Source organism: Thermoactinomyces vulgaris (assembly GCF_003688725.1).
GTDB lineage: Bacteria > Bacillota > Bacilli > Thermoactinomycetales > Thermoactinomycetaceae > Thermoactinomyces > Thermoactinomyces vulgaris.
On record NZ_REFP01000008.1, the window covers coordinates 149265 to 175106 of the forward strand.

The 25842-nt window shown below is 49.0% G+C and carries 25 protein-coding genes, 1 other RNA gene and 1 other annotated feature; of the genes, 19 read left to right on the forward strand and 7 right to left on the reverse strand.

Annotated features, from left to right (window positions below):
- Positions 1-28 precede the first annotated feature (28 nt).
- A complete protein-coding gene (locus ATH33_RS05070; protein ID WP_121874174.1) occupies positions 29-1162 on the forward strand; it encodes a S8 family peptidase in 1134 nt (377 codons plus the stop codon).
- 119 nt (positions 1163-1281) lie between these two features.
- Complete coding sequence (locus ATH33_RS05075; protein WP_037995514.1) at positions 1282-3255, forward strand: peptidoglycan D,D-transpeptidase FtsI family protein; 1974 nt, start codon at positions 1282-1284, stop codon at positions 3253-3255.
- 152 nt (positions 3256-3407) lie between these two features.
- Here the strand turns inward: ATH33_RS05075 and ATH33_RS05080 are convergent, their stop codons facing one another.
- Positions 3408-3698 carry a gamma-type small acid-soluble spore protein gene (locus tag ATH33_RS05080; RefSeq protein WP_082813516.1) on the reverse strand — a complete coding sequence of 97 codons (291 nt, stop codon included), beginning with the start codon at positions 3696-3698 and terminating at the stop codon, positions 3408-3410.
- A gap of 101 nt (positions 3699-3799) precedes the next feature.
- Here ATH33_RS05080 and asd point away from each other — a divergent pair, with 101 nt between their 5' ends.
- The 5 genes from asd (at position 3800) to ATH33_RS05105 (ending at position 8539) form a co-directional block, all read left to right on the forward strand.
- Positions 3800-4669, forward strand: coding sequence for an archaetidylserine decarboxylase (gene asd, locus ATH33_RS05085; RefSeq protein WP_062843108.1), 870 nt, complete (start codon positions 3800-3802; stop codon positions 4667-4669).
- Positions 4659-5267 (forward strand): rhomboid family intramembrane serine protease, encoded by a 609-nt coding sequence (locus ATH33_RS05090; RefSeq protein WP_037996792.1) that lies wholly within the window; start codon positions 4659-4661, stop codon positions 5265-5267. Before asd ends, ATH33_RS05090 begins: the two co-directional genes overlap by 11 nt.
- A gap of 88 nt (positions 5268-5355) precedes the next feature.
- On the forward strand, positions 5356-6588 hold the full coding sequence (locus ATH33_RS05095) for an MFS transporter (protein ID WP_121874175.1): 1233 nt from the start codon (positions 5356-5358) through the stop codon (positions 6586-6588).
- Positions 6589-6682: 94 nt separating this feature from the next.
- A complete protein-coding gene (locus tag ATH33_RS05100) occupies positions 6683-7147 on the forward strand; it encodes a gamma-glutamylcyclotransferase family protein (RefSeq protein WP_049720420.1) in 465 nt (154 codons plus the stop codon).
- A 24-nt stretch (positions 7148-7171) separates the two neighbouring features.
- Positions 7172-8539 carry an aldehyde dehydrogenase gene (locus ATH33_RS05105; RefSeq protein ID WP_037996789.1) on the forward strand — a complete coding sequence of 456 codons (1368 nt, stop codon included), beginning with the start codon at positions 7172-7174 and terminating at the stop codon, positions 8537-8539.
- A 61-nt stretch (positions 8540-8600) separates the two neighbouring features.
- Here ATH33_RS05105 and ATH33_RS05110 read toward each other — a convergent pair whose 3' ends face one another.
- Both ATH33_RS05110 and ATH33_RS05115 read right to left on the reverse strand, forming a co-directional pair.
- Entirely contained in the window at positions 8601-9644 is a 1044-nt protein-coding gene (locus ATH33_RS05110) for an oxidoreductase (protein WP_037996786.1), read from the reverse strand.
- Between the two features lie 22 nt (positions 9645-9666).
- Positions 9667-11079 (reverse strand): amidase, encoded by a 1413-nt coding sequence (locus ATH33_RS05115; protein WP_121874176.1) that lies wholly within the window; start codon positions 11077-11079, stop codon positions 9667-9669.
- A gap of 206 nt (positions 11080-11285) precedes the next feature.
- Here ATH33_RS05115 and ATH33_RS05120 point away from each other — a divergent pair, with 206 nt between their 5' ends.
- Together ATH33_RS05120 and greA are read left to right on the forward strand one after the other, a co-directional pair.
- Positions 11286-12272, forward strand: a complete 987-nt coding sequence (locus ATH33_RS05120) for a 2-hydroxyacid dehydrogenase (RefSeq protein ID WP_049720418.1) — start codon at positions 11286-11288, stop codon at positions 12270-12272.
- 291 nt (positions 12273-12563) lie between these two features.
- The gene (gene greA / locus ATH33_RS05130) at positions 12564-13040 is read left to right on the forward strand and encodes a transcription elongation factor GreA (protein ID WP_037996774.1); all 477 of its coding nucleotides are present in this window, start codon (positions 12564-12566) and stop codon (positions 13038-13040) included.
- A 49-nt stretch (positions 13041-13089) separates the two neighbouring features.
- Here the strand turns inward: greA and ATH33_RS05135 are convergent, their stop codons facing one another.
- Positions 13090-13464 (reverse strand): group I truncated hemoglobin, encoded by a 375-nt coding sequence (locus tag ATH33_RS05135; RefSeq protein WP_037996772.1) that lies wholly within the window; start codon positions 13462-13464, stop codon positions 13090-13092.
- 234 nt (positions 13465-13698) lie between these two features.
- Positions 13699-13875 (reverse strand): hypothetical protein, encoded by a 177-nt coding sequence (locus ATH33_RS13570; protein WP_156097751.1) that lies wholly within the window; start codon positions 13873-13875, stop codon positions 13699-13701.
- 162 nt (positions 13876-14037) lie between these two features.
- Between ATH33_RS13570 and ATH33_RS05140 the strand changes: the two genes are divergently transcribed.
- The 4 genes from ATH33_RS05140 to tkt all read left to right on the forward strand — a co-directional run bounded on the left by ATH33_RS05140 (position 14038) and on the right by tkt (position 19207).
- Positions 14038-14403 carry a hypothetical protein gene (locus tag ATH33_RS05140; RefSeq protein WP_037996769.1) on the forward strand — a complete coding sequence of 122 codons (366 nt, stop codon included), beginning with the start codon at positions 14038-14040 and terminating at the stop codon, positions 14401-14403.
- Positions 14404-14516: 113 nt separating this feature from the next.
- A complete protein-coding gene (locus ATH33_RS05145) occupies positions 14517-16670 on the forward strand; it encodes a RelA/SpoT family protein (RefSeq protein WP_121874177.1) in 2154 nt (717 codons plus the stop codon).
- 21 nt (positions 16671-16691) lie between these two features.
- On the forward strand, positions 16692-17141 hold the full coding sequence (gene dtd, locus ATH33_RS05150; RefSeq protein ID WP_037996763.1) for a D-aminoacyl-tRNA deacylase: 450 nt from the start codon (positions 16692-16694) through the stop codon (positions 17139-17141).
- A gap of 59 nt (positions 17142-17200) precedes the next feature.
- Entirely contained in the window at positions 17201-19207 is a 2007-nt protein-coding gene (tkt, locus tag ATH33_RS05155) for a transketolase (RefSeq protein ID WP_121874178.1), read from the forward strand.
- A gap of 54 nt (positions 19208-19261) precedes the next feature.
- On the opposite strand, the gene ATH33_RS05160 is transcribed toward tkt, so the two are convergent.
- Positions 19262-19642, reverse strand: coding sequence for a DUF423 domain-containing protein (locus ATH33_RS05160; RefSeq protein WP_037996759.1), 381 nt, complete (start codon positions 19640-19642; stop codon positions 19262-19264).
- Between the two features lie 139 nt (positions 19643-19781).
- Positions 19782-20020: a binding site (T-box leader), on the forward strand.
- A gap of 70 nt (positions 20021-20090) precedes the next feature.
- Between ATH33_RS05160 and hisS the strand changes: the two genes are divergently transcribed.
- The 4 genes from hisS (at position 20091) to ATH33_RS05180 (ending at position 24030) form a co-directional block, all read left to right on the forward strand.
- Complete coding sequence (hisS, locus tag ATH33_RS05165; RefSeq protein ID WP_037996757.1) at positions 20091-21380, forward strand: histidine--tRNA ligase; 1290 nt, start codon at positions 20091-20093, stop codon at positions 21378-21380.
- A 2-nt stretch (positions 21381-21382) separates the two neighbouring features.
- Positions 21383-23176: an aspartate--tRNA ligase gene (aspS, locus tag ATH33_RS05170; RefSeq protein WP_121874179.1), complete on the forward strand. Its 1794-nt coding sequence runs from the start codon at positions 21383-21385 to the stop codon at positions 23174-23176.
- Between the two features lie 38 nt (positions 23177-23214).
- A non-coding RNA gene (gene ssrS, locus ATH33_RS05175) (6S RNA) lies at positions 23215-23396 on the forward strand.
- A gap of 37 nt (positions 23397-23433) precedes the next feature.
- A complete protein-coding gene (locus tag ATH33_RS05180; RefSeq protein ID WP_037993280.1) occupies positions 23434-24030 on the forward strand; it encodes a 5' nucleotidase, NT5C type in 597 nt (198 codons plus the stop codon).
- 77 nt (positions 24031-24107) lie between these two features.
- Here ATH33_RS05180 and ATH33_RS05185 read toward each other — a convergent pair whose 3' ends face one another.
- On the reverse strand, positions 24108-24746 hold the full coding sequence (locus ATH33_RS05185; protein ID WP_037993279.1) for a spore coat protein: 639 nt from the start codon (positions 24744-24746) through the stop codon (positions 24108-24110).
- A 164-nt stretch (positions 24747-24910) separates the two neighbouring features.
- Here ATH33_RS05185 and ATH33_RS05190 point away from each other — a divergent pair, with 164 nt between their 5' ends.
- Both ATH33_RS05190 and ATH33_RS05195 read left to right on the forward strand, forming a co-directional pair.
- Entirely contained in the window at positions 24911-25501 is a 591-nt protein-coding gene (locus ATH33_RS05190; protein WP_121874180.1) for a hypothetical protein, read from the forward strand.
- A gap of 137 nt (positions 25502-25638) precedes the next feature.
- Positions 25639-25821 (forward strand): hypothetical protein, encoded by a 183-nt coding sequence (locus ATH33_RS05195; RefSeq protein ID WP_049720416.1) that lies wholly within the window; start codon positions 25639-25641, stop codon positions 25819-25821.
- The last annotated feature ends 21 nt before the right edge of the window (positions 25822-25842 follow it).

Genomic DNA, 25842 nt, shown 5'->3' on the forward strand with positions numbered 1-25842 from the left:
GAATCAGTGAAACCGGGGAGTGAAAATCATGGAATACACCAATGGTCTGCTCCCTTCTTCGGCAGAGAAGTGGAATGCGCGGCCGCCGCAAGGCATCCGGAAAATTTTTTACCTCCGCAGCGGCCATTCTTTGGACCGTTGTTTGAAGGGAATGAGATATTCAGGGGTCCGGCCGATTCGTTACTTGTCCCATTTGGGGATGATCATCGGGGAATACACCCGGCCTTCCCGCTCGCATAAACTGGAAGGAATCGAGTACTGGGAAAGCGACATCCGGATAACGATCACCGAACCTTATGTCGGAACATTGAGCACTCCTGTCAAGCAGGAAAATTTGCCTTGGGGAATTGAAAGAATCAAGGCACACAAGGCTTGGAAATGGAGTAAAGGAAGAGGGATACGGGTCGCTGTGATCGACACGGGCATTGCGGATGATCATCCGGCGATCCGTGACAATTACCGGGGTGGGATCAATATTCTCTCTCCTTACCATACCCCGAGGGATTATAACGGCCACGGCACGCATGTCGCAGGGATTATTGCCGGACGGACGGCAGAGGCCGGGATTGTGGGGGTTGCCCCGGAGACGCATATTTACGGGGTGAAGGCGTTTAACCGCAAAGGAAGTGCCAACCTTTCCGACTTATTGAGTGCGATCAACTGGTGCATCGAAAATAAAATGCATGTCATCAACATGAGCTTTGGCATGGACAAAGTCAGCGAATCCCTTCGCCATGCCATCCAGATTGCTCACCGGAAAGGGATTTTGATGGTTGCGGCGGCAGGGAATCAAGGAATGTCTTCCCGGATTGATTTTCCGGCCCGCTATCCGGAAACCATCGCGGTGACATCGATTTCGAAAAACGGGGAATTGTCGGTGTTTAGCAATATCAGCAAAGGAGTGGACATTGCCGCCCCGGGGGACCGGATCCTGTCTGCCTGGCTGAATCATTCCAAACGGGAGATGAGCGGGACTTCCATGGCGGTTCCCCATGTGACCGGAACCATTTCGCTCTTGTTGCATCTCAATCCGTATCTCAATCCGGAGCAAGTCCGTTACATTCTCACACAATCGGCGGAAAAGCACGATCACCTCAAGGAGATCGGCGCGTTGAATGCCTACGAGGTACTGCGGTTTTATCACAAGATCTACCGATATTAGGCCGGGTTTCCATTCAAAGAAAGGTTGGAAAAGAAAGATCGATTCCGGTGATTTTATGTTAAACTTATTATCGTGGTCAAAAGCGACAGCACCATATTGAAAAAGGATTGATCAAGGCGATGAAGAAGTCAAAGCAAAAAACAGGGGGCGCAGGGCTGGTTACCCAGCGTTTGCACATCCTGTGGTTCATTGTTGTTCTGCTCTTTGTCGCTGTGATATTGCGATTGGGTTGGATCCAGCTGGGCTCGGGAGAAAAATATCAACTGTTGGCCGAACAAAACAACTTCAAAAAAATCCCGATCGTTGCCTCAAGGGGGCAAATTTTTGACCGGAACGGTACGGAGCTTGTCGGGAATCAATCGCTGTTTGCCGCAATGTATATTGAACCGGATATCAGCAAAGAACAAAAATTGCAGACGGCAAAGAATCTGGCAAACACATTGGGGATGACCGTGAGCGAAGTCCTTGAAGCCATGGATGTCGGATTGGATGAAAAAGGAAACACCGTGATGCGCAAACAGCCCCCCTATTACCCGAAGAGCATCAAAGACCAATTGAGTGAGAAGGAAATTGTCAAAATCTCTGAAAACCCTGATCTTTTTCCCGGCGTGAATATTTTTTCCCAGCCGCTTCGCAAATACCGGACGGATACATTTGCCGTTCAAACCATCGGCTATGTCCGTCCGTTTGCCGGAGCAAAATCCTCGCTTTCCAGGTATAAAGATGCGGCGGAAAAAAAGGACCAAGGCGGTTACCTGGACTGGGAGCAAGTCGGAATTGACGGATTGGAATACACCTATCAGGATGAGCTCCGGGGAAAAAACGGTTATCGGCTGGTCCGGGTGAACTCCAGGGGAAAACTGGTTGAGGTGTTGAAAGAAGTTTATCCGAAATCGGGAAATCACTTGTATTTGACCCTGGATGAAAAAATGCAGCTGGATGCCGAAACATTTATCGAGCAACATTTGCGCCACTTGCGCACCACTTCCGGAAAAGACCGGGCACCGTATGCCAAAAATGCCTATGCCGTCGCCATGGAAGTCAAAACCGGAAAAATCCGGGCGATGGTCAGTTATCCGGACTATGATCCGGGGATTTGGAATCAAAAAGTGTCCCAAAAAGATTATCAAAATCTGAGTTATGTGATGAGAAACGGAACCATCACCGAAGCTCCTTATGATGCAAGGGGTGCGGCGAACCCGGAAAAAGAGATGCAAAAACATCCGCTGTCCGTTTTGCCGCCCGGATCCACTTTTAAGCCGCTCATGGTTTGGATGGGGTTGGAGAAAGGATTGATTTCGCCGAACACACACTGGGCCGATCCGGGAAAATATTATTATGCGAAAGCCACTCCCCCGGTGCGGAATTCCGGCGGGCACAATTACGGGATGTTAACTCCGGAAAAAGCGTTGCAAAAGTCTTCCAACACGTTTATGGCCTGGCTCGGTACCCGTTGGTATTGGAAAGAGAAGACGGAGGCGGTCCGCGAATTCCGTGAACTCACGCACCGCTTTGGTTTGGGGGTGAAAACGGGGGTTCCTTTAAAAGGAGAACAGGATGGATCGGAAGATTATCTTGTCACCGCCGAGAAATTCTCAGGTTTGGGCGCAATGGCTCTTTCTTCTTTTGGCCAAGCCCAACGGTACACCACGATGCAGTTGACCCAATATGCGGCGACGCTGGCGAACAAGGGGAAACGAATGAAGCCGCAACTGGTGGAAAAAGTGGTCAATCCCCATACGCGTGAAACCAAAGAGACCAAACCGGAAGTGTTAAACCAAACGGACATCAAGCCGGAACATTGGCAAACCGTTGTCAACGGCATGGTGAAAGTGACCAAGTCCGGCGGAACCGCCAGCGGACTGTTTGGCCATTTGCCCTTTGACGTTGCGGCAAAAACGGGTACGTCCGAACAAGACATTCCCGGCAGAGGCCGTGTGGAAAATTCCGTGTTTATTGCCTTTGCCCCGGCCGACGATCCGGAAATTGCGGTGGCTGTCGTTGTACCGGAAGGCGGATATGGTGCAGTGGCTGCCGGCCCGATTGCGGAGCGGTTGATCACTTCCTATTATGAGCAGTTTATGGCAAAGTGATCTGAAGCCGGCGGCGAGCCTGGCGGATAATTCCGTTTTCCGGTTCGTTTTGGGTAAAAGGATGGGTCGACCCTGAAACGGGTGATGTCAAGAAGAAAGAAAATCCCATCTACATCGCCGGTAGATGGGATTTCATCTTCTGATGAGGCCAATTATTGTTGTTGTTGGCCTTTTTTGGCTTGAGATTGCTGATTTTGTTGACGAACTTGTTGTGCATTGGTTTCGGAAGCAAACTCAGTTCCGAATTTACCAGCTTGTTGCCCTTGGCGTTGAGCTTGGCGAGCTTGTTGTTGCTGTTGTTGTTGTTGAGCTGCACCAGCTTGAGAAGCAAACTCGGTACCATATTTACCGGTTTGACGTTGAGCGGATTGCTGATTTTGCTGACGAACTTGTTGTGCATTGGTTTTGGATTCTTGCGGTCCAAAGTTTTTGTTGTTCATCATTCGTTCACCTCCCGTTAACTATGGTGTCCCCTTATGGAGCAATTATGTTTACCGTTTTTTTCCTGTTCGTTTGAAATTGAATGAACCCATAGGAGGCGCACATGAAACAGAGATATTTACAATGGGTTTTGAAATATCTTCCGAAAAGAACCATATCCCGGTGGATGGGGAAGCTTGCCCGGCAGCCGTGGAGCCGCAGGTTGATTCCCATCTACATCCGGTATTTTCGAGTCGATCTCACACCTGTAAAAAAGCCTGTTCACGAATTTGAAAATCTGCTTGCCTTTTTTATCCGGGAATTGCGGCCGGATATGCGGCCGGTTGCCCGAGAAGATGATTTGATCATCAGTCCCGTGGATGGTACGATTTCGCAGGTTGGTGAGATAACAGAAGGAAAGTTGTTTCAGGCCAAAGGAATCACTTATTCTTTGGAAGAGTTGCTGGGACATCAGAAAAAATATGTCAAGTCTTTTTTTGGCGGTCGTTTTATGACCATTTATCTGAGTCCGAGCGATTACCATCGCTTTCATATGCCGTTGGACGGCAAAATTCACGCTTGTACTCATTTGCCCGGCGAATTGTATCCGGTGAATCCGATGGTGGTAAATTGTATGAAAGGCATTTTTGTTATAAATGAGCGTTTGATTTCTTACATTGATTCCATGGATTGCGGAAAAGTGGCGATGGTCAAAGTTGGCGCAACCAACGTGGGGAGCATCAAAGTTTCCTACGACCGGAATATTGCCACCAACCAGAAGGCGAAAAAGGAATCTTTCCAAACGTACGATCCGGCTTTTTCCTTTAAAAAAGGCGAGGAATTGGGTTGGTTTGAATTCGGATCCACCGTCATCCTGTTGTTTGAACCCAATCAGATCGACTGGATGAATCATTGTGTCCCGGGTGCAAAAGTCCAAATGGGACAAGCCGTGGCACGGATTATAAAAAACGGAGGGGAGGCCATTGAACCATAGACGCGTCATCATCCCCTTGCATCAGTTTCCGCGTATGTTTCCAGTGGTGACCAGCATTTTAATCATTCAAGCCATCGTGTTTTTCTTTTTTTTGATATCGGGCCATCAGCATCACCCGATGCAATGGGTTCAGTTTGGAGCCATTGTGCAATGGCGTGTGGAAGAAGGGGAATTTTGGCGATTGCTTTTTTCTTTGTTTTTGCATGTGAACCTTTTCCAATGGCTGATGGTGTCTTTTACCATTTATTTGTTGGCTCCGCAGTTGGAATGGCTGTTTGGAAGAAGTGTTTTTTTGCTTCTCTTTTTGGTGACCGGCATGATCGGCAACTGGGGAATTTGCTGGATGGATTTCCAAGGGATTTATACAGGTGCGACGGAAGCTGTTTTTGGCTTGATGGGGGTTTACTTATATCTGCTTTTGCGTGGCATCATTCATCCCTTATTCGGAAGAGCCATGATCTTGTTGATTGTTTTGAGCCTGGCTTTGGGCCATGCATTTTTGTTTGCGCATATTTTGGCTTTGCTTGCGGGATTTGTCATGGCCATGGTGATTATTCAAATCAAACAATTCACAGCACGAAACAAGAGTGGTTTTTAAGGATTTCGGGACAGGCGGAAAAAGTCTGTCCTTTTTTGTTTTGTGGTAAAAAATCCGGGCTTGGATAAGCTAATACCGGTGATGGGTGATGCAAATCTTAAACATGGACCGGATGGACCGGGAAGCATGGCTTCTTTTGTTGACCAGCACCCTTTTTTTTATGGCCACTTCTCTGTCCAGCACTTTTGTGAATGTATACCTCTTTAAAATGGAAGAAGATTGGGTTTTCATCAGCATGTTTAATCTCATCCAGTACTTGACGACTGCGGTCACTTTTGCGCTGGGAGGCTGGCTGATCAAAAAACGGGACCGGGTGATGGCGATCCGGTTGGGGGTTGCGGTTCTGTCCTTTTTTTATCTCAGTGTATGGTGGTTGGGCGCCCGGTCGGTTGACTGGTTCGCCGCGCTCGGTGTCATCTTGGGGATGGGTTCCGGTTTTTATTGGCTGGCTTTCCATGTAATGTATTTCGAGATCACGGAAAAGGAGAACCGGGATATTTTTAACGGCCTTCACGGTTTCTGCACATCCGTGGGAGGAATCGTGGCCCCTTTTGTATCCGGGTTCCTGATCAGTCAGATGGGGGAGCTGAAGGGATACCGGCTGATTTTTGGCATTTCGTTGATCATCTTTTTATGCGCCGTTTTGGCCAGCTTTTTTTTCCGTTCCCGAAAAGCCCGGGGAAACTATCAATTGCACTCGGTTTTAGCTTTGGCACGGGATCGGGATACGGATTGGTTTTGGGTGAATTTGGCCATGATCGGCCAGGGGTTTCGCGAAGGGGTTTTTGCTTTTTTGCTTGGTTTGCTCTTTTTTGTCATTGTGAAGAGTGAATTGGCGCTGGGAAGTTTCTACACGGTTTCCTCCGCGATGTCCTGTCTTTCCTTCTTTATTGTCAGTCGCTATCTGAGGCCGGATTTGCGAAACCGTTACATGCTGGTCGGCGCCTGGATGATGGGATTGGCTGCGGTGCCGTTTGTTTTTCAAACCAATGAATGGACGATCTGGATCCTGGGGGTGATCGTTTCCCTGTTTTATCCTTTATACCTGTCCCCGATGACTTCCGTTGTCTTTGATGTGATCGGTCAATCCAGGGAAACCGCCAAGTACCGGGTGGAATATGTGGTTTCCAGGGAAATGGCATTAAATTTGGGACGCATGGCCGGTGTTTTGTTGTTTGTGGGATGGGTTCAATATTCGACGTCCCTTTCGTCGATCCGGTGGTTTGTTTTGGCCATCAGCTTTGTCCCGATTTTTGCATGGTGGGCGATGCGAAAGATTCCGGTACCAAAGCGCGTGGAAAACCACGCCCGGAGGATGTGAAAGACAGGACATCCTCAATGGATTTAACATTTCTGAATATATCAATTATTTTTGATTTGATACAATAAAAGAAAGCAAGGGAGGGGGGGCCGGATTGATCCTTTACTTTGCTTACGGTTCGTGCATGGATGAATTGAGTTTTAAGCGGACAGTGGGCGAAAACGGGTATAAACTCATGGGCAGAGCCGTTTTGCCGGATTTTCGGTTGGCTTTTACCTTGTACAGCCCGAACCGGAAAGGAGGGGTTGCGGATATTCTTTGGTCTCCGGGTGAAACAGTGGAAGGGATCCTGTATCAGTTGAACCCGAAGGCACTGCCGGATCTGGATGAACGGGAAGGGGTGAGCCGCGGGCGATACAAGCGGATCCAAGTGAATGTCTGCCATCAGGGGAAAAAGAAGATGGCGATGACTTACACGGTGGTGAAGAAAGAAAGCAAAGAGGTTTGCCCGCATCCGTCATACTTGAAAGAAATCATGCGGGGAGCCGGAAGGTTGAGTCGGGAATATCAGGAGCAATTGCGAAAGGCATGCAAGGAACGGTTTGGCATTTTCGTGTAACCGGAAAAAAGGGAGGGGAAACGGATGGATTTGTCCGGATTGGTCCGGAGGCAAAAAGCTTTTTTTTACAGTGGGAAAACCAGGGAGCTTTCGTTTCGGTTGAACAACTTGCAAAAACTGCTGGATGCGGTGAAAAGGTATGAGCCGGATATCCTGACGGCATTGAAAAGAGATTTAAACAAGTCGGAGTATGAAGCCTATGTGATGGAAATTATGGTGATCAAAGAAGAAATCAAATGGATGAAAAAGAATTTGCGCAAGTGGGCAAAGCGGCGCAGGGTCAAAACTCCGCTGGTTTTATTCGGCGCCCGGAGTTATGTTTATCCGGAACCTTATGGCGTCAATTTGATTATTGGTCCGTGGAATTATCCGGTTCAATTGATTTTGTGCCCGTTGACGGGTGCCGTTGCGGCCGGGAATTGTGCCGTGATCAAACCGTCGGAATATACCCCGCATACCTCCAAAGTATTAAAGCAAATGATTGAAGGAATATTTGATCCGGAATATGTGGCTGTGGTCGAAGGGGAGGCGGAAACAGCCCAAGCATTGATCCGGGAGCCTTTTGACCATATTTTCTTCACGGGGAGTGTGGCCGTCGGCCGATCTGTCATGGAGAGTGCAGCCAAATCATTGACCCCGGTGACCTTGGAGCTGGGCGGCAAAAGCCCGGTGATTGTCAGTCCAGACTGTAATCTGGAGTTGACTGCCCGCCGGATTGTCTGGGGCAAGTTTACCAATGCCGGGCAAACTTGTGTGGCGCCGGACTATGTGTATGTTCCGGAAGAGATCAAAGAGGCCCTTTTGAATCGGATGAAAGAGGAGATCAAGCGTTTTTACGGGGAGAATCCGCTGGAAAATCCGGATTATACACGGATTGTGTCCGAAAAGCATTTCCATCGGTTGCAGTCCTTTCTGGCACCGGACCGTATTGTCGTTGGCGGCAAAAGCGATCCAAAGTCGCTTAAGATTGAACCGACCATCCTGGATCCCGTTTCTTGGGAAGATCCCGTCATGCAGGAAGAAATTTTCGGCCCGGTCTTGCCGGTGTTGACCTATTGCAAGCTGGATGAAGTGATCCAAACCATCCGGCAGAAACCGAAACCGCTTGCACTCTATGTGTTTGCAGAAAACAAAAACGTGCAGGAAAAAGTGATTGCTTCCTTGCCTTTCGGCGGGGGATGCGTCAATGACACGCTGATGCATGTCGGAACCCCGCATCTGCCCTTCGGGGGAGTGGGCCCCAGCGGGATCGGAAGGTATCACGGTAAATACAGTTTTGATTGTTTCTCCCACCAGAAGGGAATGATAAAACAAACCACGCGGTTTGATATGGCTTTGCGTTATCCTTATGTGAGAAGCGGTTTGAAATGGATCCGGAGATTGACAAGATAAAAACCGCGGAGCGGGGAAGAGGGTTCCCTGCTTCTGCGGTTTTTTTGTCGGTCGCCTACGTTTACAAATCAATCCGCCGGCCTTCCCGGTGGCTTTGGATGACGGCTTCAATGATGCGGATGGTTTCACGGGCTTCTTCGGCGGTCACGGGCGGCCGGGAGCCGGTGCGGATGGCTTCGGCCAGCTTTTGATAATACATTTCATAGCAGCCGGCAAGAGAAGGAATGGTCGCCGAAATTTCCAATCCGTCCTTTTCGTAAACCGCTTTTAAATAGTGTTCCGGACGTTCTTTGCCCCATTCGGGGGCATGGGGGGTCAGGCCGTTTTTCAATTGCTCTTCTTGCGGATCCATCCCGTATTTAATCAAAGTTCCCTGCCTTCCGTGTATTTCGTAACGGGGACCCGGCGATTTCACCAGACAGCCGGCTTCCAGCCGGACCCTCAAACCGGATTCATAGCCGAGAACCAGGTGAAAGGCGTCCGTGGTTTGCGCCTGCGGGCGTTGTTTGAACAACTCCGCGGACACGAATTGAGGCAACCCGAATAAGACCAATGCCTGATCGACCAAATGGGAACCCAAGTCATAGAGCAATCCGGAGCCGGGAAGATCCCATTCGCGCCACCGGTCTTTGACTTGCGGGCGGAACCGGTGAAAATGGGCATGATAAGTGTGAACCGTTCCGATCAATTCTTGACTCAGGCATTTTTGGACGGTCAAAAAATCGCTGTCAAAACGACGGTTTTGGTAGACGCTTAAGATGCGGTTTTGCTTTCGGGCGAGTTGAATCAGTTCATCGGCTTCTTCGGTGCGAATGACAAAAGGTTTTTCCACCACCACATGTTTGCCGGCCGCCAGCGCTTCTTTGGCATAGGGATAATGGGTTTCATTGGGGGATGTGATGATGACCAGTTCCAATTCGGGATCGTTGAGCATCTCCTCCAATGTTCCGGTAATTTCTGCTTCCGGGAGCGATTGTTTGACCACTTCGGGTTTGGAAGAAAGGACTTTGGTCAATTTCAGGGCCGGTACGGCCTGAATGACCGGCGCATGAAAAGTGGACCCGGAAAAACCAAAGCCGATCAGTCCCGTCTGAATGGGTTTCATATGAAAACACTTCCTTTGCTGCTTAAGAATCATAGTGTGTGGCCCGACGATAGCCTCGAAAACGGGTTTCCAGCTCCGTACCCAGCCGGAACAAAGCATCTTCCTGTCCAGGGATGGTCACCAGCTGATAAGCAACTGGCAGGTGTTCTTCACTTTCCCCGATGGGAATGGTGAGGGAACACAGTCCGTATGTGTTGGCATACGTGATAAACTGCAGGTATTTAAAAATCGTTTTCCGGATGGAAAAGAGTTCGCGGTAAAGTTCACCATGCTTCAGGGCCGGGCTGTGATAAACAGGCAAAACCAAGATGCGTTGTTTTAGAAAATCATACACTTCCATTTTCGTTTTTTTCCACCGGATGAGCAAGTCTTTCCATTCCCGGGGGGAGGGTTTGAGAAATTCAGCGGCCAAAAGAGCCCAGGTCAAATAGTGGTGATAACGGGGCTTGAGGCCGGTTTTGGATTTGAGCCAATCCCAAAACACTTGTCCGATATGGTCAAACTCGGTCTGCTGGAGAAAGGATCGGGCGCCGTCAAAAGTCATGATCCAAAACCACGTTTGTGTCGAGTCCGAAAAGTGAGGCGGGAGGGTCCGGTCGATGGGGAAATCTTGTTTTAAAAAGGAATGGATTTGGTCATACAGTTGCCTGGTTGTAGTGTTGACAGGAGTGAAAAAACAAAGATCAGGCACCGACAGGGTGTACTCGGAGAGATTTTGGCTTGGAGACGGTTTTCCGGCGATAATTTCATGGATCAATTGGGCATCGGCGACGGATTTGGAAAGGGCGCCGATTCCCAGCATATTTTGCTGCAAGGGATGAGCCAGCTTTGGAAACAATCCTTCATCCGGCACTTGATTCATACCGGACTTGAAACCGATCACTCCATTGAAATGGGCCGGAAACCGGATGGATCCCCCGATGTCGGCTCCGATGCCGACCGCAGCTCCGCCCGCGGCAATCAGTGCACCTTCCCCTCCGCTGGATCCCCCGCATGACCTGGACAAATTCCACGGGTTATTGGTGCGGCCATAAAGAAGATTATCGGTTTCTTGGCAGAAGCAGAGTGAAGGTGTGTTGGTTTTGGTAAGGATAATGGCTCCCTCTTTTTTCAAACGCCGGACAACTTCGGCATCGCACGGCCGGGGAGCGGAAGCATGGTGGGGAAGGCCTCCTGAGGTGACCGTTCCTTTGACGAAAAAAGATTCTTTCATGCTGACCGGGACACCGGCCAACCGCCCTTTCAAACCTTGACTCTTGATTTCCCGGGCTTCTTTCAACGCGTCATCCCACCGGGTTTCAACAACGGCATTCAAATGCGGATTGATTTTTTGAATGTGGTGATAATAAGTTCGCAAAACCTCTTCCACATCCCAGGTTCCCTTTTTTAATTCCCTGGACAAGATCGTTGCATCCATGTTCAGGATTTCTTTCATTGAATTCCCCCTGTATGGAGTCAGAGTATTCTGTTATTATTATATCATTGTTGCTCACAGGGAGGGTGTGGGCGCATGGAAGAAAACGGAAAATATTTCGGGGATTCTTGGAAAGATTAGCAGGGAAAAAAGGTTTATTGGTCGAATATTATAGAGATTGAAAATGCAGTTATGGTACCTTTGCATGATGAACAGGAGGAAGATCATTGGGTCACCGTGTTTTTGTTACAAGTTTGATCAACCAACATTATTTATCCAAATTAAAAGAGCATATGGAAGTGGAACTGAATCCGATGAACCGGCAATTGACACAGTCGGAAATCATGCAATTCGCCAAGGATAAAGATGCCCTTTTATGTACGGTGTCCGATGAAATTAATTCAGAGGTGATGGATGCTTGCCCCCGGTTAAAAATCATCAGCAACTATGGGGTTGGATACAACAATATTGATTTGGAAGCTGCGACATCGTCCGGGGTCATCGTGACGAACACGCCGGGTGTGTTGACCGATGCAACCGCGGATTTGACGTGGGCACTGTTGCTTGATGTGGCCCGCCGTGTGTCGGAAGGAGACCGGTTGGTCCGGTTCGGGGAATGGAAGGGATGGGAACCCGGGTTTTTGCTGGGGACGGAGGTGACCGGAAAAACCCTGGGAATCATCGGTATGGGGCGAATCGGCCAAGCCGTGGCATATCGGGCGCGGGCTTTTCATATGAATGTGATCTATCACTCGCGCACACGCTTGTCTTCTGAAGAAGAGCAGAAGCTGGGGGTCCGGTGGAGTTCATTTTTTGATCTGCTGGAAGAAGCCGATTTCGTTTCGCTGCACGCCCCTTACACTCCGGAGACGCACCGCTTGATCGGGCGACAGGCGCTGAAAAAAATGAAAAAAAGTGCGTATCTCATTAATACCGCACGAGGTTCTCTGGTGGATGAACGGGCATTGGCCGAAGCGTTGCGGAATCAAGAAATTGCCGGAGCGGCGCTGGATGTTTACGAAAGGGAACCGGAAGTTCCGGCAGAGCTCAAAGAAATGGAAAACGTTGTGCTGGCTCCCCATATGGGAAGTGCCACCGTCGAAACGAGAGAAGCGATGGCCCGCTTGGCCGTGGAAAACTTGATCTGCTTCTTTAAAGGGAAGCGTCCGCCGCATGTTGTCAACACCCGGGTCTGGGAAGAGCTTTACGGGTAATTTTGACAAGGTGGTGGCTAAAAGAAAAAAGTTTGGTTCTTTACTTGGAGGAAGAAATAAAATGTGTTAATATATTCCTCAGTTTAATTTCGTGGTTTGATTCTTGGCTTCGGCCAATCAAGTTCAGCGTTGAATCGCAAGGTGAAATCGCTTACAACCACCGTTTGACGGGATTGAAACTTCATAAAATGCTTGTGAATAAGAGAATGGGATCAGAAGACTGGCGGTGGATCGCCGGGGAACACAAGCGATGAGAAGAGCTTGTGTTGTATTAAAGGAGGATGAGTTAGCATGTCGCAAAATAAAGAAGTTTATTTGACAGAAGAAGGGCTCGAAAAGGTAAAAGAAGAGCTGGAATATTTAAGAACGGAAAAGCGCCAACAAGTCGCCCAACGGTTAAAAGAAGCCATTGCCCAAGGGGACCTGAGCGAAAACTCCGAATATGACGCAGCCAAAGAAGAACAAGCTTTTGTGGAGTCCCGTATCATTACGCTTGAAAACATGATCCGCAACGCAAAAATCATTGATGCGGCCAATCAGGATAAAAACGTGGTGAACGTGGGAAGCAAAGTGACGATTGAAGAACAGCCGGACGGGGATCGCGAGACCTATACGATTGTGGGAAGCGCCGAATCCGACCCTGCTTCTTTCAAAATTTCCAATGAATCCCCGATCGGGAAAGAGTTGATCGGCAAAAAAGTGGGCGAAATCGTCAATGTTTCCACTCCGTCCGGAACCATTCAGTTTAAAATCATTGAAATTGAATAAGAGGATTCTTAACATAAATAACAGGGAAGCGGCCGGTGCCGCTTCCCTGTTATTTATTAATGATATGTGGCTTTACACTGCGCAGAAATGCCTCGATTTTGGCGATATCACCCAGACCCACATTGTATTTCCTCAGCGAACTGTTTAAATGTTTGATGGCGATTTCATATTCTTCCGAGGTGATGTTCAAACCGGTATGGGCTTCTCTCAGGGTTGCTTTGTCGTAGAGCGGGGTCCCGCTTATGGCATAGCTCATGAAGTTGGTGATTTGTTTCTGCCGCAATTGTTCGATGTTGACACCGATAAAATGATGGTTGACCCGGTCATCCTGCATCATCCGGTTGAAAAATTCCGCAATCACTGCTGCAATGGCCTGTTCTCCGCCCAGGCGTTCATAGAGAGTGCTTTTGGTACTTCTTAACATAAAACATCCTCCGTTCGTAGGGGAGAAAAGTAAAAATTAACAAAAAATTTCATCGAATATATTTCCAGTGAAGCAATCCGTGCGATTAAACAAGATACATATAGGAAAAAATGGAATATATTTGCCGATTGGTTTCATAAGAAAAGTTTATTCGATTTTGAATGGGAGTGCAAATAAAAATAAAAATCTAAAAAAGCCCCATGAAAATGCATGGGGCTTTCTGAGCGGACCCGGTTACTTGGTGCGTTCGACATCCTCTGGTCCGGATTGGCTGTACATTTCCTGGATGGCACTCATGACTTTCCGGGTGGATTCATCCTCAAAAAACTCGGATGCAAATTCGGTTTGTTCCTGATCGCGCCGGGCTTTTGGTTTTTTCATTTTGTCTTGTTTCATTGGTTCTTCTTTCATTTGCTCACCTCCATATGGTAACAGATAATCTTAACCTGTCATTTTCAACGGATTTTATTCGGGAACCTGATTTCAACTGATGGAATTGCAGGAAACAGGAGATTGCATTATTATTGTTAAAAGATTATGTTTGAATTTTTTTATTAAGGAGAGAGGACGCGCGTGGAATCATTTCAGGAAGGATTCACATCATTTATCACGGGATTTTCGATCATATTGTTGATCGCAGTAGTGATTTGGATGATTGGGCTCGTTGTTTTGTTGTTTCGTGAGTTATTTTCACCGACCCGGTTGGATCTGCGTGATTATCTGTATAAAGTGTTGCGTATGCTGATTGTGAGCGTGGAGTGCACCATCTATGGCACTGTGGTCATCGCGCCCATCATGATGTATGTGACAGAAGAATATTTGCGGTACGGGATGATTACGGTCGCCGCTGTCATTTTGACCGTCATCAGTTTATATATCCGCAGCCAGACCGGAGGATGGGGCCGGTCCGGGATGTTCCGGATCCGCCGGCATAAATAAACCGATTGGGATCACCGATCGGTTTATTTCCTATATCTGCATTTCCCTTTACTTTCAAAGACCATTGAGTGATAATAGAAGGAAAACTTATTTTTTGTACGGATGTGAGAGGAATGCCGATCGATGCATTAGTCGACATTGCAGAATCGTATTTATCGAAAGAAGATGTGATGTGCCTGAAGGCGGCTTATGAATTTGCCGCCAAAGCGCATGAGAGACAAACCCGGAAATCCGGAGAGCCTTATATTCATCATCCGGTGGAAGTGGCCATCATTTTGGCGGAACTGAAGATGGATTTAACGACACTGATCGCCGCCCTGCTGCATGATGTGGTGGAAGACACCAGTGTCACCTTGGAAGAAGTGGAAGAAAAATTCGGGCCTGCTGTCGGGAAACTGGTGGATGGTCTGACCAAGTTGCGCAAACGCATGAAATTCAAGTCGAATCAGGAGCATCAAGCTGAAAACCACCGGAAAATGTTTGTGGCCATGGCCAAAGACATTCGCGTGATTTTGATCAAGTTGGCAGACCGTCTCCATAACATGAGAACGTTAAAATACATGCCCGAAAAGAAACAAAGGGAAAAGTCCAGGGAAACGCTGGAAATTTACGCCCCGCTTGCTCACCGGCTCGGGATTTCCAAGATCAAATGGGAATTGGAGGACACCGCTCTCCGTTATTTGAACCCGCAACAATATTACCGGATCGTGCATCTGATGAAGAAAAAAAGGGCGGAACGCGAACAATATCTGGATGAAATCATTTCGACGTTGTCCGAACGCCTGGAAGGTTCGGATGTCCCGGTGCTGGATATTTCCGGGCGCCCGAAGCATATATACAGCATTTATCGCAAGATGGTGACGCAAAACAAAGAATTCAATGAGATATATGATTTGATGGCGGTGCGGGTCATCGTCAACACGGTTCGGGATTGTTACACGGTGTTGGGAATCATTCATACGATTTGGAAGCCGATGCCCGGCCGTTTCAAAGATTACATTGCCATGCCGAAAGCCAATATGTATCAATCGTTGCACACGACGGTGATTGGTCCCAAAGGAGAGCCGATCGAGGTGCAAATCCGCACCATGAAAATGCATCGGACGGCTGAATACGGGATTGCGGCCCATTGGGCTTATAAAGAGGGAAGCACCATTGAGAACAGCAAGTTTGAAGAAAAGCTCAAATGGTTCCGTGAAATGATGGAGCTTCAGCAAGAAACGAAAGATGCGCTGGAGTTTGTGGAAAGCCTGAAGGTGGATTGGTTTTCGGATTCGGTCTTTGTGTTTACCCCCAAAGGGGATGTGATTGAGTTGCCGCAAGGCTCGGTTCCGCTCGATTTTGCCTACCGGATTCATACGGATATCGGCAATATGTGCATCGGGGCAAAGGTGAACGGAAAGATTGTCCCCTTGGATTATCAGCTTCACACGGGAGACATTGTCGAGATCCTTACTTCCAAGCACAGTTACGGCCCCAGCCAGGATTGGCTCAAAATCGTCAAATCCTCCAATGCACGCAATAAAATCCGCAGCTGGTTCAAAAAGCAAAGACGGGAAGAGAGCATTGCCAAAGGCCGCGAGATGGTGGAAGCGCTGCTGAAAAAACATGATTTTAAAGTGAGCGAAGTATTAACCAATGAACGCATTCAAGAAGTGACCCGGAAATTTAATTTTCAGGATCCGGATGACTTGTTTGCGGCCGTCGGATACGGGGGGATCACCACCGCACAGGTTGTGAACCGGTTAACAGACGGTCTCAAAGAGGAAGAACAACCGGTTATTCTGCCGGACGTGAAAACGATGCGTCACCGAAACCATAAGGCGGATCAGGGAGTCCGGGTCAAGGGTGTCGACAATCTGCTTATTCGCTTGTCCCGATGTTGCAATCCCGTTCCCGGGGACGATATTGCCGGATATGTGACACAAGGGCGCGGGGTCACGGTCCACCGGGCCGATTGCCCCAACCTGAATAATGTCCCGAAAGAGCGTAGAATCGAAGTGGAATGGGACAGCCAAACTTCCCAACATTATCAGGTCGACATCGAGGTCTCCGGATTTGACCGGCAAGGATTGTTGAATGAAGTGCTCCAGGTCATCAGCGACACCCAGACCAGTTTGTCGGCCGTCAGTGCCAAGGGGGACCGGCGCGGCATCGCTTCCATCCACATCCGGGTGGGAATCCAAAACATCAATCACTTGAAATCCGTGGTGGAACGGGTCAAAGGAGTTCGCGACATTTACAGCGTTCGTCGGATTATTCAATGAAAGCAAAGGACGGTGTCAGGCATGAAGGTGGTTTTGCAGCGGGTGAAAAATGCCAGTGTGACCGTGGATGGAGAGGTGACGGGAGCCATTGATCACGGGCTCCTGCTCCTTGTCGGCTTTAAAGAAGGGGATACGGAAGAGGATTTGCGCTATTTGGCCGACAAGGCGGTCCATCTCCGGATTTTTGAGGACGAGAGCGGGAAAATGAATCACTCATTGCTGGATGTGAAGGGTGCTATCCTTTCGGTATCCCAGTTTACATTGTACGGGGACTGCCGGAAGGGCCGGCGCCCCAATTTCATGCGCTCGGCCAAACCGGAAGTGGCAGAACCGTTGTACCGGCGCTTTAATGAAATTTTGAGAAGTTACGGGGTGCCGGTCGAAACCGGCGTTTTTGGCGCGATGATGGAAGTTTCTTTCACCAACGACGGGCCGGTCACTTTTATTTTGGAGAGCAAAGAAGCATCCTAAAAGAGACAGATATGTTATAATACCCGCTGAGTAATCAGTCAGATGAAAAAGGAGGATACATAGTGTCCAACGTGGATCAATTAGCTGTTAACACCATTCGTATGTTGTCGATTGATCAAATTGAAGAAGCAAATTCAGGACATCCGGGATTGCCGATGGGAGCAGCCCCGATGGCCTACGAACTTTGGGCAAAATATATGAAACACAATCCGAAAAATCCGAAATGGTTCAACCGCGACCGGTTTGTGTTGTCTGCCGGTCATGGCAGTGCCTTGCTGTACAGTCTCCTGCATTTGTTCGGATATCCGCTTTCCATCGATGATCTGAAAAATTTCCGCCAGTGGGGAAGTTTAACGCCGGGACATCCGGAAGCCAATTACACCCCCGGGGTGGAAGCGACCACAGGTCCGCTCGGACAAGGGATTTCCACGGCGGTCGGGATGGCGATGGCGGAAGCGCATTTGGCCGCACGTTTCAACCGTGACGGTTTGAATGTCGTGGACCATTACACCTATGTATTATGCAGCGACGGCGATCTGATGGAAGGGGTTTCGGCGGAAGCTGCATCGCTGGCGGGACATTTGCGTTTGGGCAAATTGATCGCCCTGTATGACTCCAACGATATTTCCCTGGATGGAGAATTGGCCCACGCCTTTACCGAAAGTGTGAAAAAACGCTATGAATCTTACGGCTGGCATTATCTCCTGGTGGAAGACGGAAATGATCTGGATGCCATCGGCAAAGCGATTGAAGAAGCGCAAAAAGTGACCGACCGCCCGACTTTGATTGAAGTGCGCACGATCATCGGGTATGGAAGCCCCAACCGGGCCGGCACTTCCGAAGTCCATGGAAAACCACTCGGCAAAGACGAAGTGGAGGCGGTGAAAAAAGAATACGGCTGGCCTTATGAAGAACCTTTTACGGTTCCGGCGGAAGTGCGGAAATACTTTGATGATCTCGCTTCCAAACTTGGTGAATCGGAAGCGGCATGGCAAGACTTGTTGAAACAGTATGAAGCCAAACACCCGGAACTGGCACGGGAGTTCCACCGGGTGATGAGAGGGGAACTGCCGGCAGATTGGGAACAACAATTGCCGAAGTTTACCACAGAGGACAAGCCGCTCGCCACCCGGGCCGCCTCCGGTCAAACGTTGCAGGCCCTGGCCAAAGCGGTTCCGGAATTGATCGGCGGATCAGCGGATCTGGCTTCGTCCAACAATACCATGATGAAAGAAGAGGGCGTGTTCCATGCCGAAGATTACTCGGGAAGAAACATTTGGTTCGGTGTGCGCGAACATGCCATGGGTGCGGCTTTAAACGGAATGCTGCTCCACGGCGGGGTTCGGGCGTATGGCGGAACCTTCCTGGTCTTCTCCGATTATTTGCGGCCGTCCATCCGTCTTGCCGCTTTGTCCAAACTGCCTGTTGTTTATGTCTTTACGCATGACAGCATTGCAGTCGGGGAAGACGGACCGACACATGAACCGGTGGAACATGTTCCGTCTTTGCGTCTGATTCCGGGACTCAAGGTGATCCGTCCGGCGGATGCGAATGAAACGGTTGCCGCTTGGGCATATGCATTGAGCCAAAAAGAACATCCTGTTGCGCTTGTTTTGACGCGGCAAGGATTGCCGGTTCTGGAAGGAACAGTGGACAAAGACCGCACGGTGATTGAACGAGGGGCTTATGTCCTGTCCGAAGCCCAAGGCGGGAAACCGGAAGGCATCATCCTGGCCACCGGTTCTGAAGTGAGCCTGGCGGTTGAGGCACAACAAAAACTGGCTGAAAAAGGAATCCATGTCCGTGTTGTCAGCATGCCTTGCCGTGAATTGTTTGACGCACAGCCCGAGGATTACCGCGAATCGGTGTTGCCTTCCAACATCAAGGCACGCCTTGCGGTGGAAGCCGCTCATCCGATGGGATGGGATCATTATGTCGGCGACAACGGCGCAGTGATCGGCATCGATCGCTTCGGTGCATCGGCGCCTGGATCCCGGGTGATGAAAGAGTATGGTTTCCATGTGGATAATGTGGTCTCGCATATGGAAAATCTGTTGCGGGGCTGAACAAAAAATCCCTGTCACTGTCCTCAGTGGCAGGGATTTTTTTGGAACGTGTCCTTATTCGATGGCCATTTTGGCGGTGGCAACGGCAACCAAGATCCATCCGACAATGAAACAGACACCGCCAATCGGTGTAATCATGCCGAATTTGCTTACATTGGTCAAGACCAGCGTATACAAACTTCCGGAAAAGATGACGATGCCGGCAAACAAGAGCCAGCCGCCGATGTTCATTAATGACGAAGCTTGGCCTGCTTTGCTCATCAACAGGCCGACGGCAATCAATGCAAGGGCATGAATGATGTGATAATGAGCGCCTGTTTCCCAAGTTTGAAGCATTTTATCCGTTACCCTTGGAGCCAGTCCGTGAGCGCCAAAAGCCCCGATGGCCACCGCAAGAGCCATGTTGATGCTTCCCAGGATGACGAACACTTTCATGATGATCCCTCCTGTCCATCATTACCATACCATGATTCACGATTTCATCACACAGTGCAAAAGAAAAAAGATGGATCTTTTTCTTGACAAATGCAATCTCCCTCATTAAAATCTTAAGATAAATCAACTTGAAATGGATATTTGCACGATGATGGGAAAAGTAACTGTCTGGCGAGCAACCAGAGAGGGGAATCCTGAGGCTGGAAGATTCCCTTTGTGACGGGGCAGTGAAAGACACCCGGAGTATCTAACCGAACGCCAATGTTGGCCAGTAGACTTAGACGTATCTCGGCGATAACGAGTATGAAAGCGGGAAACTCAAAGTTTCCAACTAGGGTGGCACCACGGGAATCGTTAAACCAATCTCTCGTCCCTGACAATAAGTCAGTGGCGGGAGATTTTTTAATTTGTAAATACGGAAAACGGGTGTTTAGGAGGGAATGCGTTCATGAAATATCAAGCATCGCCGAAATATTTTGTTCCGCGCGGAACGGACGATCTTCTGCCGGGTGAAGTGGAGAAATGGCAATGGATGGAAGAAACGGCGCGCAAGATTTGCCGCCTTTACGGTTTTCGGGAAATCCGCACTCCTTTGTTTGAACACACGGAGATTTATCAACGCGGGGTGGGGGAAGCGACCGATATCGTTGAAAAAGAAATGTACAGTTTTTATGACCGCGGCGAACGGGCGTTAACGCTTCGTCCGGAAGGAACGGCCGGAGTGGTCCGGTCTTTTGTGGAGAAGAAAGTGTTTGCCGATCCGCAACCGACGAAATGGTATTATATCGGGCCGATGTTCCGGTATGAAAATCCCCAGGCCGGAAGGAGACGCCAGTTTCACCAGTTCGGGGTGGAAGTGTTTGGAAGCGCGGATCCGGCGTTGGACGCGGAAGTGATTGCGCTCGGGATGCATTTTTATCAAGCGTTGGGACTGAAAGATGTCCGGGTTGAAATCAACAGCGTGGGTGATCAGGAAACGCGGGAACGGTACCGGAGGCGCCTGATCGATTATTTTGAGCCGGTAAAGGAATCGTTATCAAAAGAAGCCAGGGAACGCTTGTATAAAAACCCTCTGCGTATTTTGGACAGCAAAGATCCGAAAACCAAAGAGATTGCGATGGAGGCGCCGTCGATTTTGGACGATCTGAGTGAGCCGGCCCGGCAGCATTTTGAGCAAGTCAAGTCGTATTTGGATGTTTTAAAAATCCCGTATGTGATCAATGACCGTCTGGTGCGTGGCCTGGACTATTACACACACACCGCATTTGAGTTTATGGTGGATGTGCCGGGGGCGCAAGCGGGAACCATCGGCGGAGGCGGCCGGTATAACGGGCTGGTTGAAGAATTCGGCGGGCCGGAAATGCCCGGTTTTGGTTTTGGCATCGGGCTGGAGCGGGTGCTTCTTGCTTTGGAGGAGCAAAAGGTGGAAATACCCGTCGAAGACGGCATCGATTGTTATTTGATCACCATTGGGGAAAAAGCAAAAACAGCCGGTGCGAAATGGCTGAAAGCATTGAGGGAAGCCGGAATCGCCGCTGATCAGGACTATTTGGGCCGGAAAATGAAGGCGCAATTCAAAGCAGCGGACCGGAGCAATGCCCGCTTTGCCGTCATCTTGGGCGAAGACGAAATGGAGCAAGGCAGAATCAACGTCAAACACCTGGACTCCGGAGAACAGGAAACGATTGAGCTTGAACAATTGATTCCATATATCAAAGCAAACATCAGGAGGAGATAAGCGTGGAACAGGTTTACCGTACTCATTATGTTTCCGAATGCACCAAAGAACTGACCGGAAAAATGATTGTGTTAAATGGATGGGTTCAAAAGCGCCGGGACTTGGGCGGTCTCATTTTTATCGACTTGCGCGATCGCACCGGGCTGGTGCAGGTTGTGTTTAATCCGGAGATTTCGGCGGAAGCGGCGGCGGTTGCCGACCAAATCCGAAGCGAGTATGTTTTGGCGGTGCGCGGGGAAGTGGTCAAACGCGACCCGGAAAATGTCAATCCCAACATGGAAACCGGTGAAATCGAGGTACTCGCAAAAGAGGTGCACGTGTTTAATGCTGCCAAAACCCCGCCTTTCATGATTGCCGATGATGAAGAAGTGGATGAATCCATCCGCTTAAAATACCGTTATCTGGATCTCCGCCGCCCGGGCATGCAAACCACCATGCAAATTCGCCATAAAGCGATGCAAGTGGTTCGCCGCTTTTTGGACCGGCACCACTTTATGGAATTGGAGACCCCGATGCTCACACGTAGCACACCGGAGGGGGCACGCGATTATTTGGTGCCGAGCCGTTTGCACGAAGGGGAATTTTATGCCCTTCCCCAATCGCCTCAATTGTTTAAACAGTTGTTCATGGTGGCGGGCATGGACCGGTATTTCCAATTTGCCCGTTGTTTCCGGGATGAGGATCTGCGTGCAGACCGGCAACCGGAATTTACCCAAATCGACATTGAAGCTTCCTTCTTGCCGGCCGAAGAACTGCAGTCGATGATGGAGCAAATGATGGCCGAATTGTTCCAAGAGACCATCGGGGTCAAGGTGGAAACCCCTTTCCCGCGCCTCACTTATCTGGAAGCCATGGAACGCTACGGATCGGATAAACCGGATTTGCGTTTTGGCATGGAGCTGAACGATCTGTCGGAAGCCTTGAAAAAAACTTCTTTCCAAGTCTTTGCCAAAACCATCCAAAACGGCGGGCAAGTCAAAGCGATTTGTGCCAAAGGGTGTGCCGGCTGGAGCCGGAAAATAATCGACGGTTGGAGCACCAAGGCCCAGGAACTGGGGGCAAAAGGATTGGCATGGTTGGCATTTAAAGAGTCCGGCGTGAAAGGATCGGTGGTCAAGTTTTTAACGGAGGAAGAGATTGCCCGGATTCAGGAAATCACCGGTGCCGGGACGGGAGATTTGTTGTTCTTTGTCGCAGACCGGCCCTCCGTGGTGGCTCATGTGCTGGGGCAATTGCGGTTGCTGCTGGGACAGGAGCTGGGCTTGATCGACCCGGATGTATACCGGTTCGCCTGGATTGTCGATTTCCCTCTGCTTGAGTATTCGGAAGAAGACGGACGCTATTATGCGATGCATCATCCGTTTACGATGCCAGTGGAAGAAGACATCGATCTGTTGGAAACCGAACCGGGCAAAGTGCGGGCCAAAGCCTATGACATGGTTTTAAACGGTTATGAAATCGGCGGGGGAAGCCAACGGATTTATCAACGTGAAATTCAGGAAAAAATGTTTAAAGCGTTGGGCATCACCGAAGAAGAAAGCAAAGAAAAATTCGGCTTTTTGCTGAGAGCTTTCGAGTACGGGGCTCCGCCGCACGGAGGAATTGCTTTCGGGTTTGACCGGATTGTCATGTTGCTGGCCAAACGGAGCAATCTCAGGGAATGCATCGCCTTCCCGAAAACCGCGCAAGCCAGTTGCTTGTTGACCGAAGCGCCATCTCCGGTTGAAGAAAGCCAGTTGGATGAACTGCACATCCAAATCAAACCAAAGAAGAAGGCAGAAGACGTTCTGGCTTGATGCATCTATAAATTTTTGGTAATATAGAAGCAACCAAACGAGTCCTGCGATGTACGTGTCCGCCGGGATGTTTTGAGCCAACACCCACGAAAAGGGAGTCTGCGTCATCCATGCTAGGGGAAGCCACGCAATGTGAGTGGACCTTCGAACATGGATGCAGGACACCCACCTGCGAGAGAGCAGGTTCAAAACAAACGGAGCACGGCATAACGGGACTCTTTTTTATTATGTGTGGATGGCAGAGGAAGGCGAAAAACATGATTATTGGTGTGGATATCGATAATACCATCAAAGATACTCACCGTGCCGCTGTGGAAATTTACAACCGGAAATTGAATCAACAAGTCAAAGTGGAAGATGTGCAAGACTTCTATTTGGATAAAGCGTATGGCTTGACACCGAAAGAAGGGCAAAAACTGTGGCGTTCTCTGGAAGAAGAAATTTACCAACTGGGTGTTCCGTTAAATCATGCTGTGGAAGTATTAAATGATTTGGCTGACCAAGGACACCAGATTTATTTTATCACCGCACGACCCGGTTTGAAAAATATTGAAAGCGTTACCAGGAAGTGGCTGAAAGAACATGGCTTTCCCTATAACGGAAAAAATCTGATCATGAATTCGCAAGATAAAGGAAAAGTTGCCAAGGAATTGGGAGTGGAGCTGTTTTTCGAAGATGCTCCCGATCATTTGGAAAAACTGGTGAAAAGCCAGGTGCCCACGGTGATCGTCGATGCCGTCTACAATCGCGACTTTCCGGTGCCTTTAAAACGGATCACCAACTGGCGGCAAGTGTATTCATTGGTTGAAGAAATGGAACGTTCCAAACAAAAAAAGGACACTGATGAACCGTAAAGCGCCCCACCGATGCTTTGCGGCTTTTGTTTTGCAAAAAATGCAAACCGCCCCTTTGAAAGGAGCGGTTTTCCCGTTTATTGCACCGGTGCCTGGGGGGAAGAGGACATCGTGGCATTGGACGGTTGGTAAGATTGGATCATTTGTTGCATGACATTGGCCGGGAGCTGAGGCACCTGATAGTACCCTTTTTTGTTTTGATACAGGAAGATTTCGTACGCCATTTCCAGGCAGTTGGCCACGCTGTCTTGAACGACGCGGCGTACCACGGGATTGGTGATTTCGCAGGCAGCTCTTGCTTTCTCGGTGGCAGAGGTTTTCATCAGCCCCATCATTTGTTGGGAAATGTTCTCGTTGTTCCATTCATTGGCGGATTGGATCGGCTTCTTGGGCGTACCGGCTTCCAAGCCGTAAATCACATTGTTTCCTTGCTTCATTTCATACTTTCCGGTGGGTTGTTGAGGCGGGGTACCGGTGGAGAAACATTCAAGCAATGTATTATATTCTTGTGTCATGAAGTCATGTTGCCGCCGGATGATATCGCGAAGCTCTTGGCAAGTGCATTGCTGTTCCATCATGGTATATTGGTTCAATGTGTTGATGCCAAAAGATAAAAGTTCATGCACATCCATTATTTCATGAGCACCATGGTTCAGTGAAGGGGGAACCGAGGGGTTCATGGTTTGATTTTCCTGTTGATGTTGAAATTGATTCATAATTTCTTCCTCCTTTCTGAGTCAACATTAGGTAATATGACCAAATAGATAAATGATACTCTTGTTTTTTTTAGTAAATAGTTGGTAAAGTAAAGGGTTCATTTAAACGATGTCGAAGATTCCATATTTATGATCTAAATTCTCTACATAAGGAGGATTTTTCATTGAAAATCAAAGTGGTTACACGGAAGGTGTCGGGATCGACCTTGCCGCCGCTTCCTTCCTCCAGAAAGAAACAACGCATCCCCAACAAGCTGGTGTGGACGTGTGTGATTTTGCTGGCTGTGGGACTGGGTGCCGGACGTTTGATGGATAATGAAGATCAAAGAGAGGCTGTCCACGGGTTGTCTGCGGAAAGGGTCGTGGTGCGGCATGTTCCTGAGATTCCCGAGATCACCCGGACGTTCCATGCACCGGAGCCCGCGGCTCAAGCGTCGGAAGAAGACACCGATACCCAAACATTCGAAGCCGACATTCATGAGGAAAGAACCAGAGAAGTGGAAAAAACCCCCGAACCGGTTCAGGTGCCAAAGGTGAACCCGGTCGACAAAGATGAACCGGAAACCACGAGTCCGGACCCCAAAGAAGAGGAAAGACCCGTTGAACCTTGGCAAGCCGACCGGGTTTATCAACCGGGAGATTATGTCCGGTATGAAGACAGGGTTTATGTGGCGGAAAGAGAGAATCAGGGGATTCAACCGGGGACCGGGTTAAACGGCGATGAGGAAAACCCTTGGAAACAGGTGGAACGGTAGATATCCCTTCCATGAAGGGATCACTTTTGTAAGAATTTGAAATCATCTTGACAGAAATTCAATCTTTTTGTATGAATTAGATGACTTGGAATCTTTACATAACAATCGATAATATCTGGAAAAAAAGGAGCCGGGGAATGAAGATCAAACATTTTGGGATCATGATGCTCGTGATCGCGGTGATTTATGCTTTGGTTGAGATTTTGACCTATGACGGGGGATTTAACTTTTTTGTGCCCTTTGCTTTGGTACTGGCCGGGATCGCTGCTCTGAAACGAAAAGACCGGGAAGAAAAAATATTTAAAAAGAAAGAAAGCTGACGGGGAAAGATTGAATCAGGT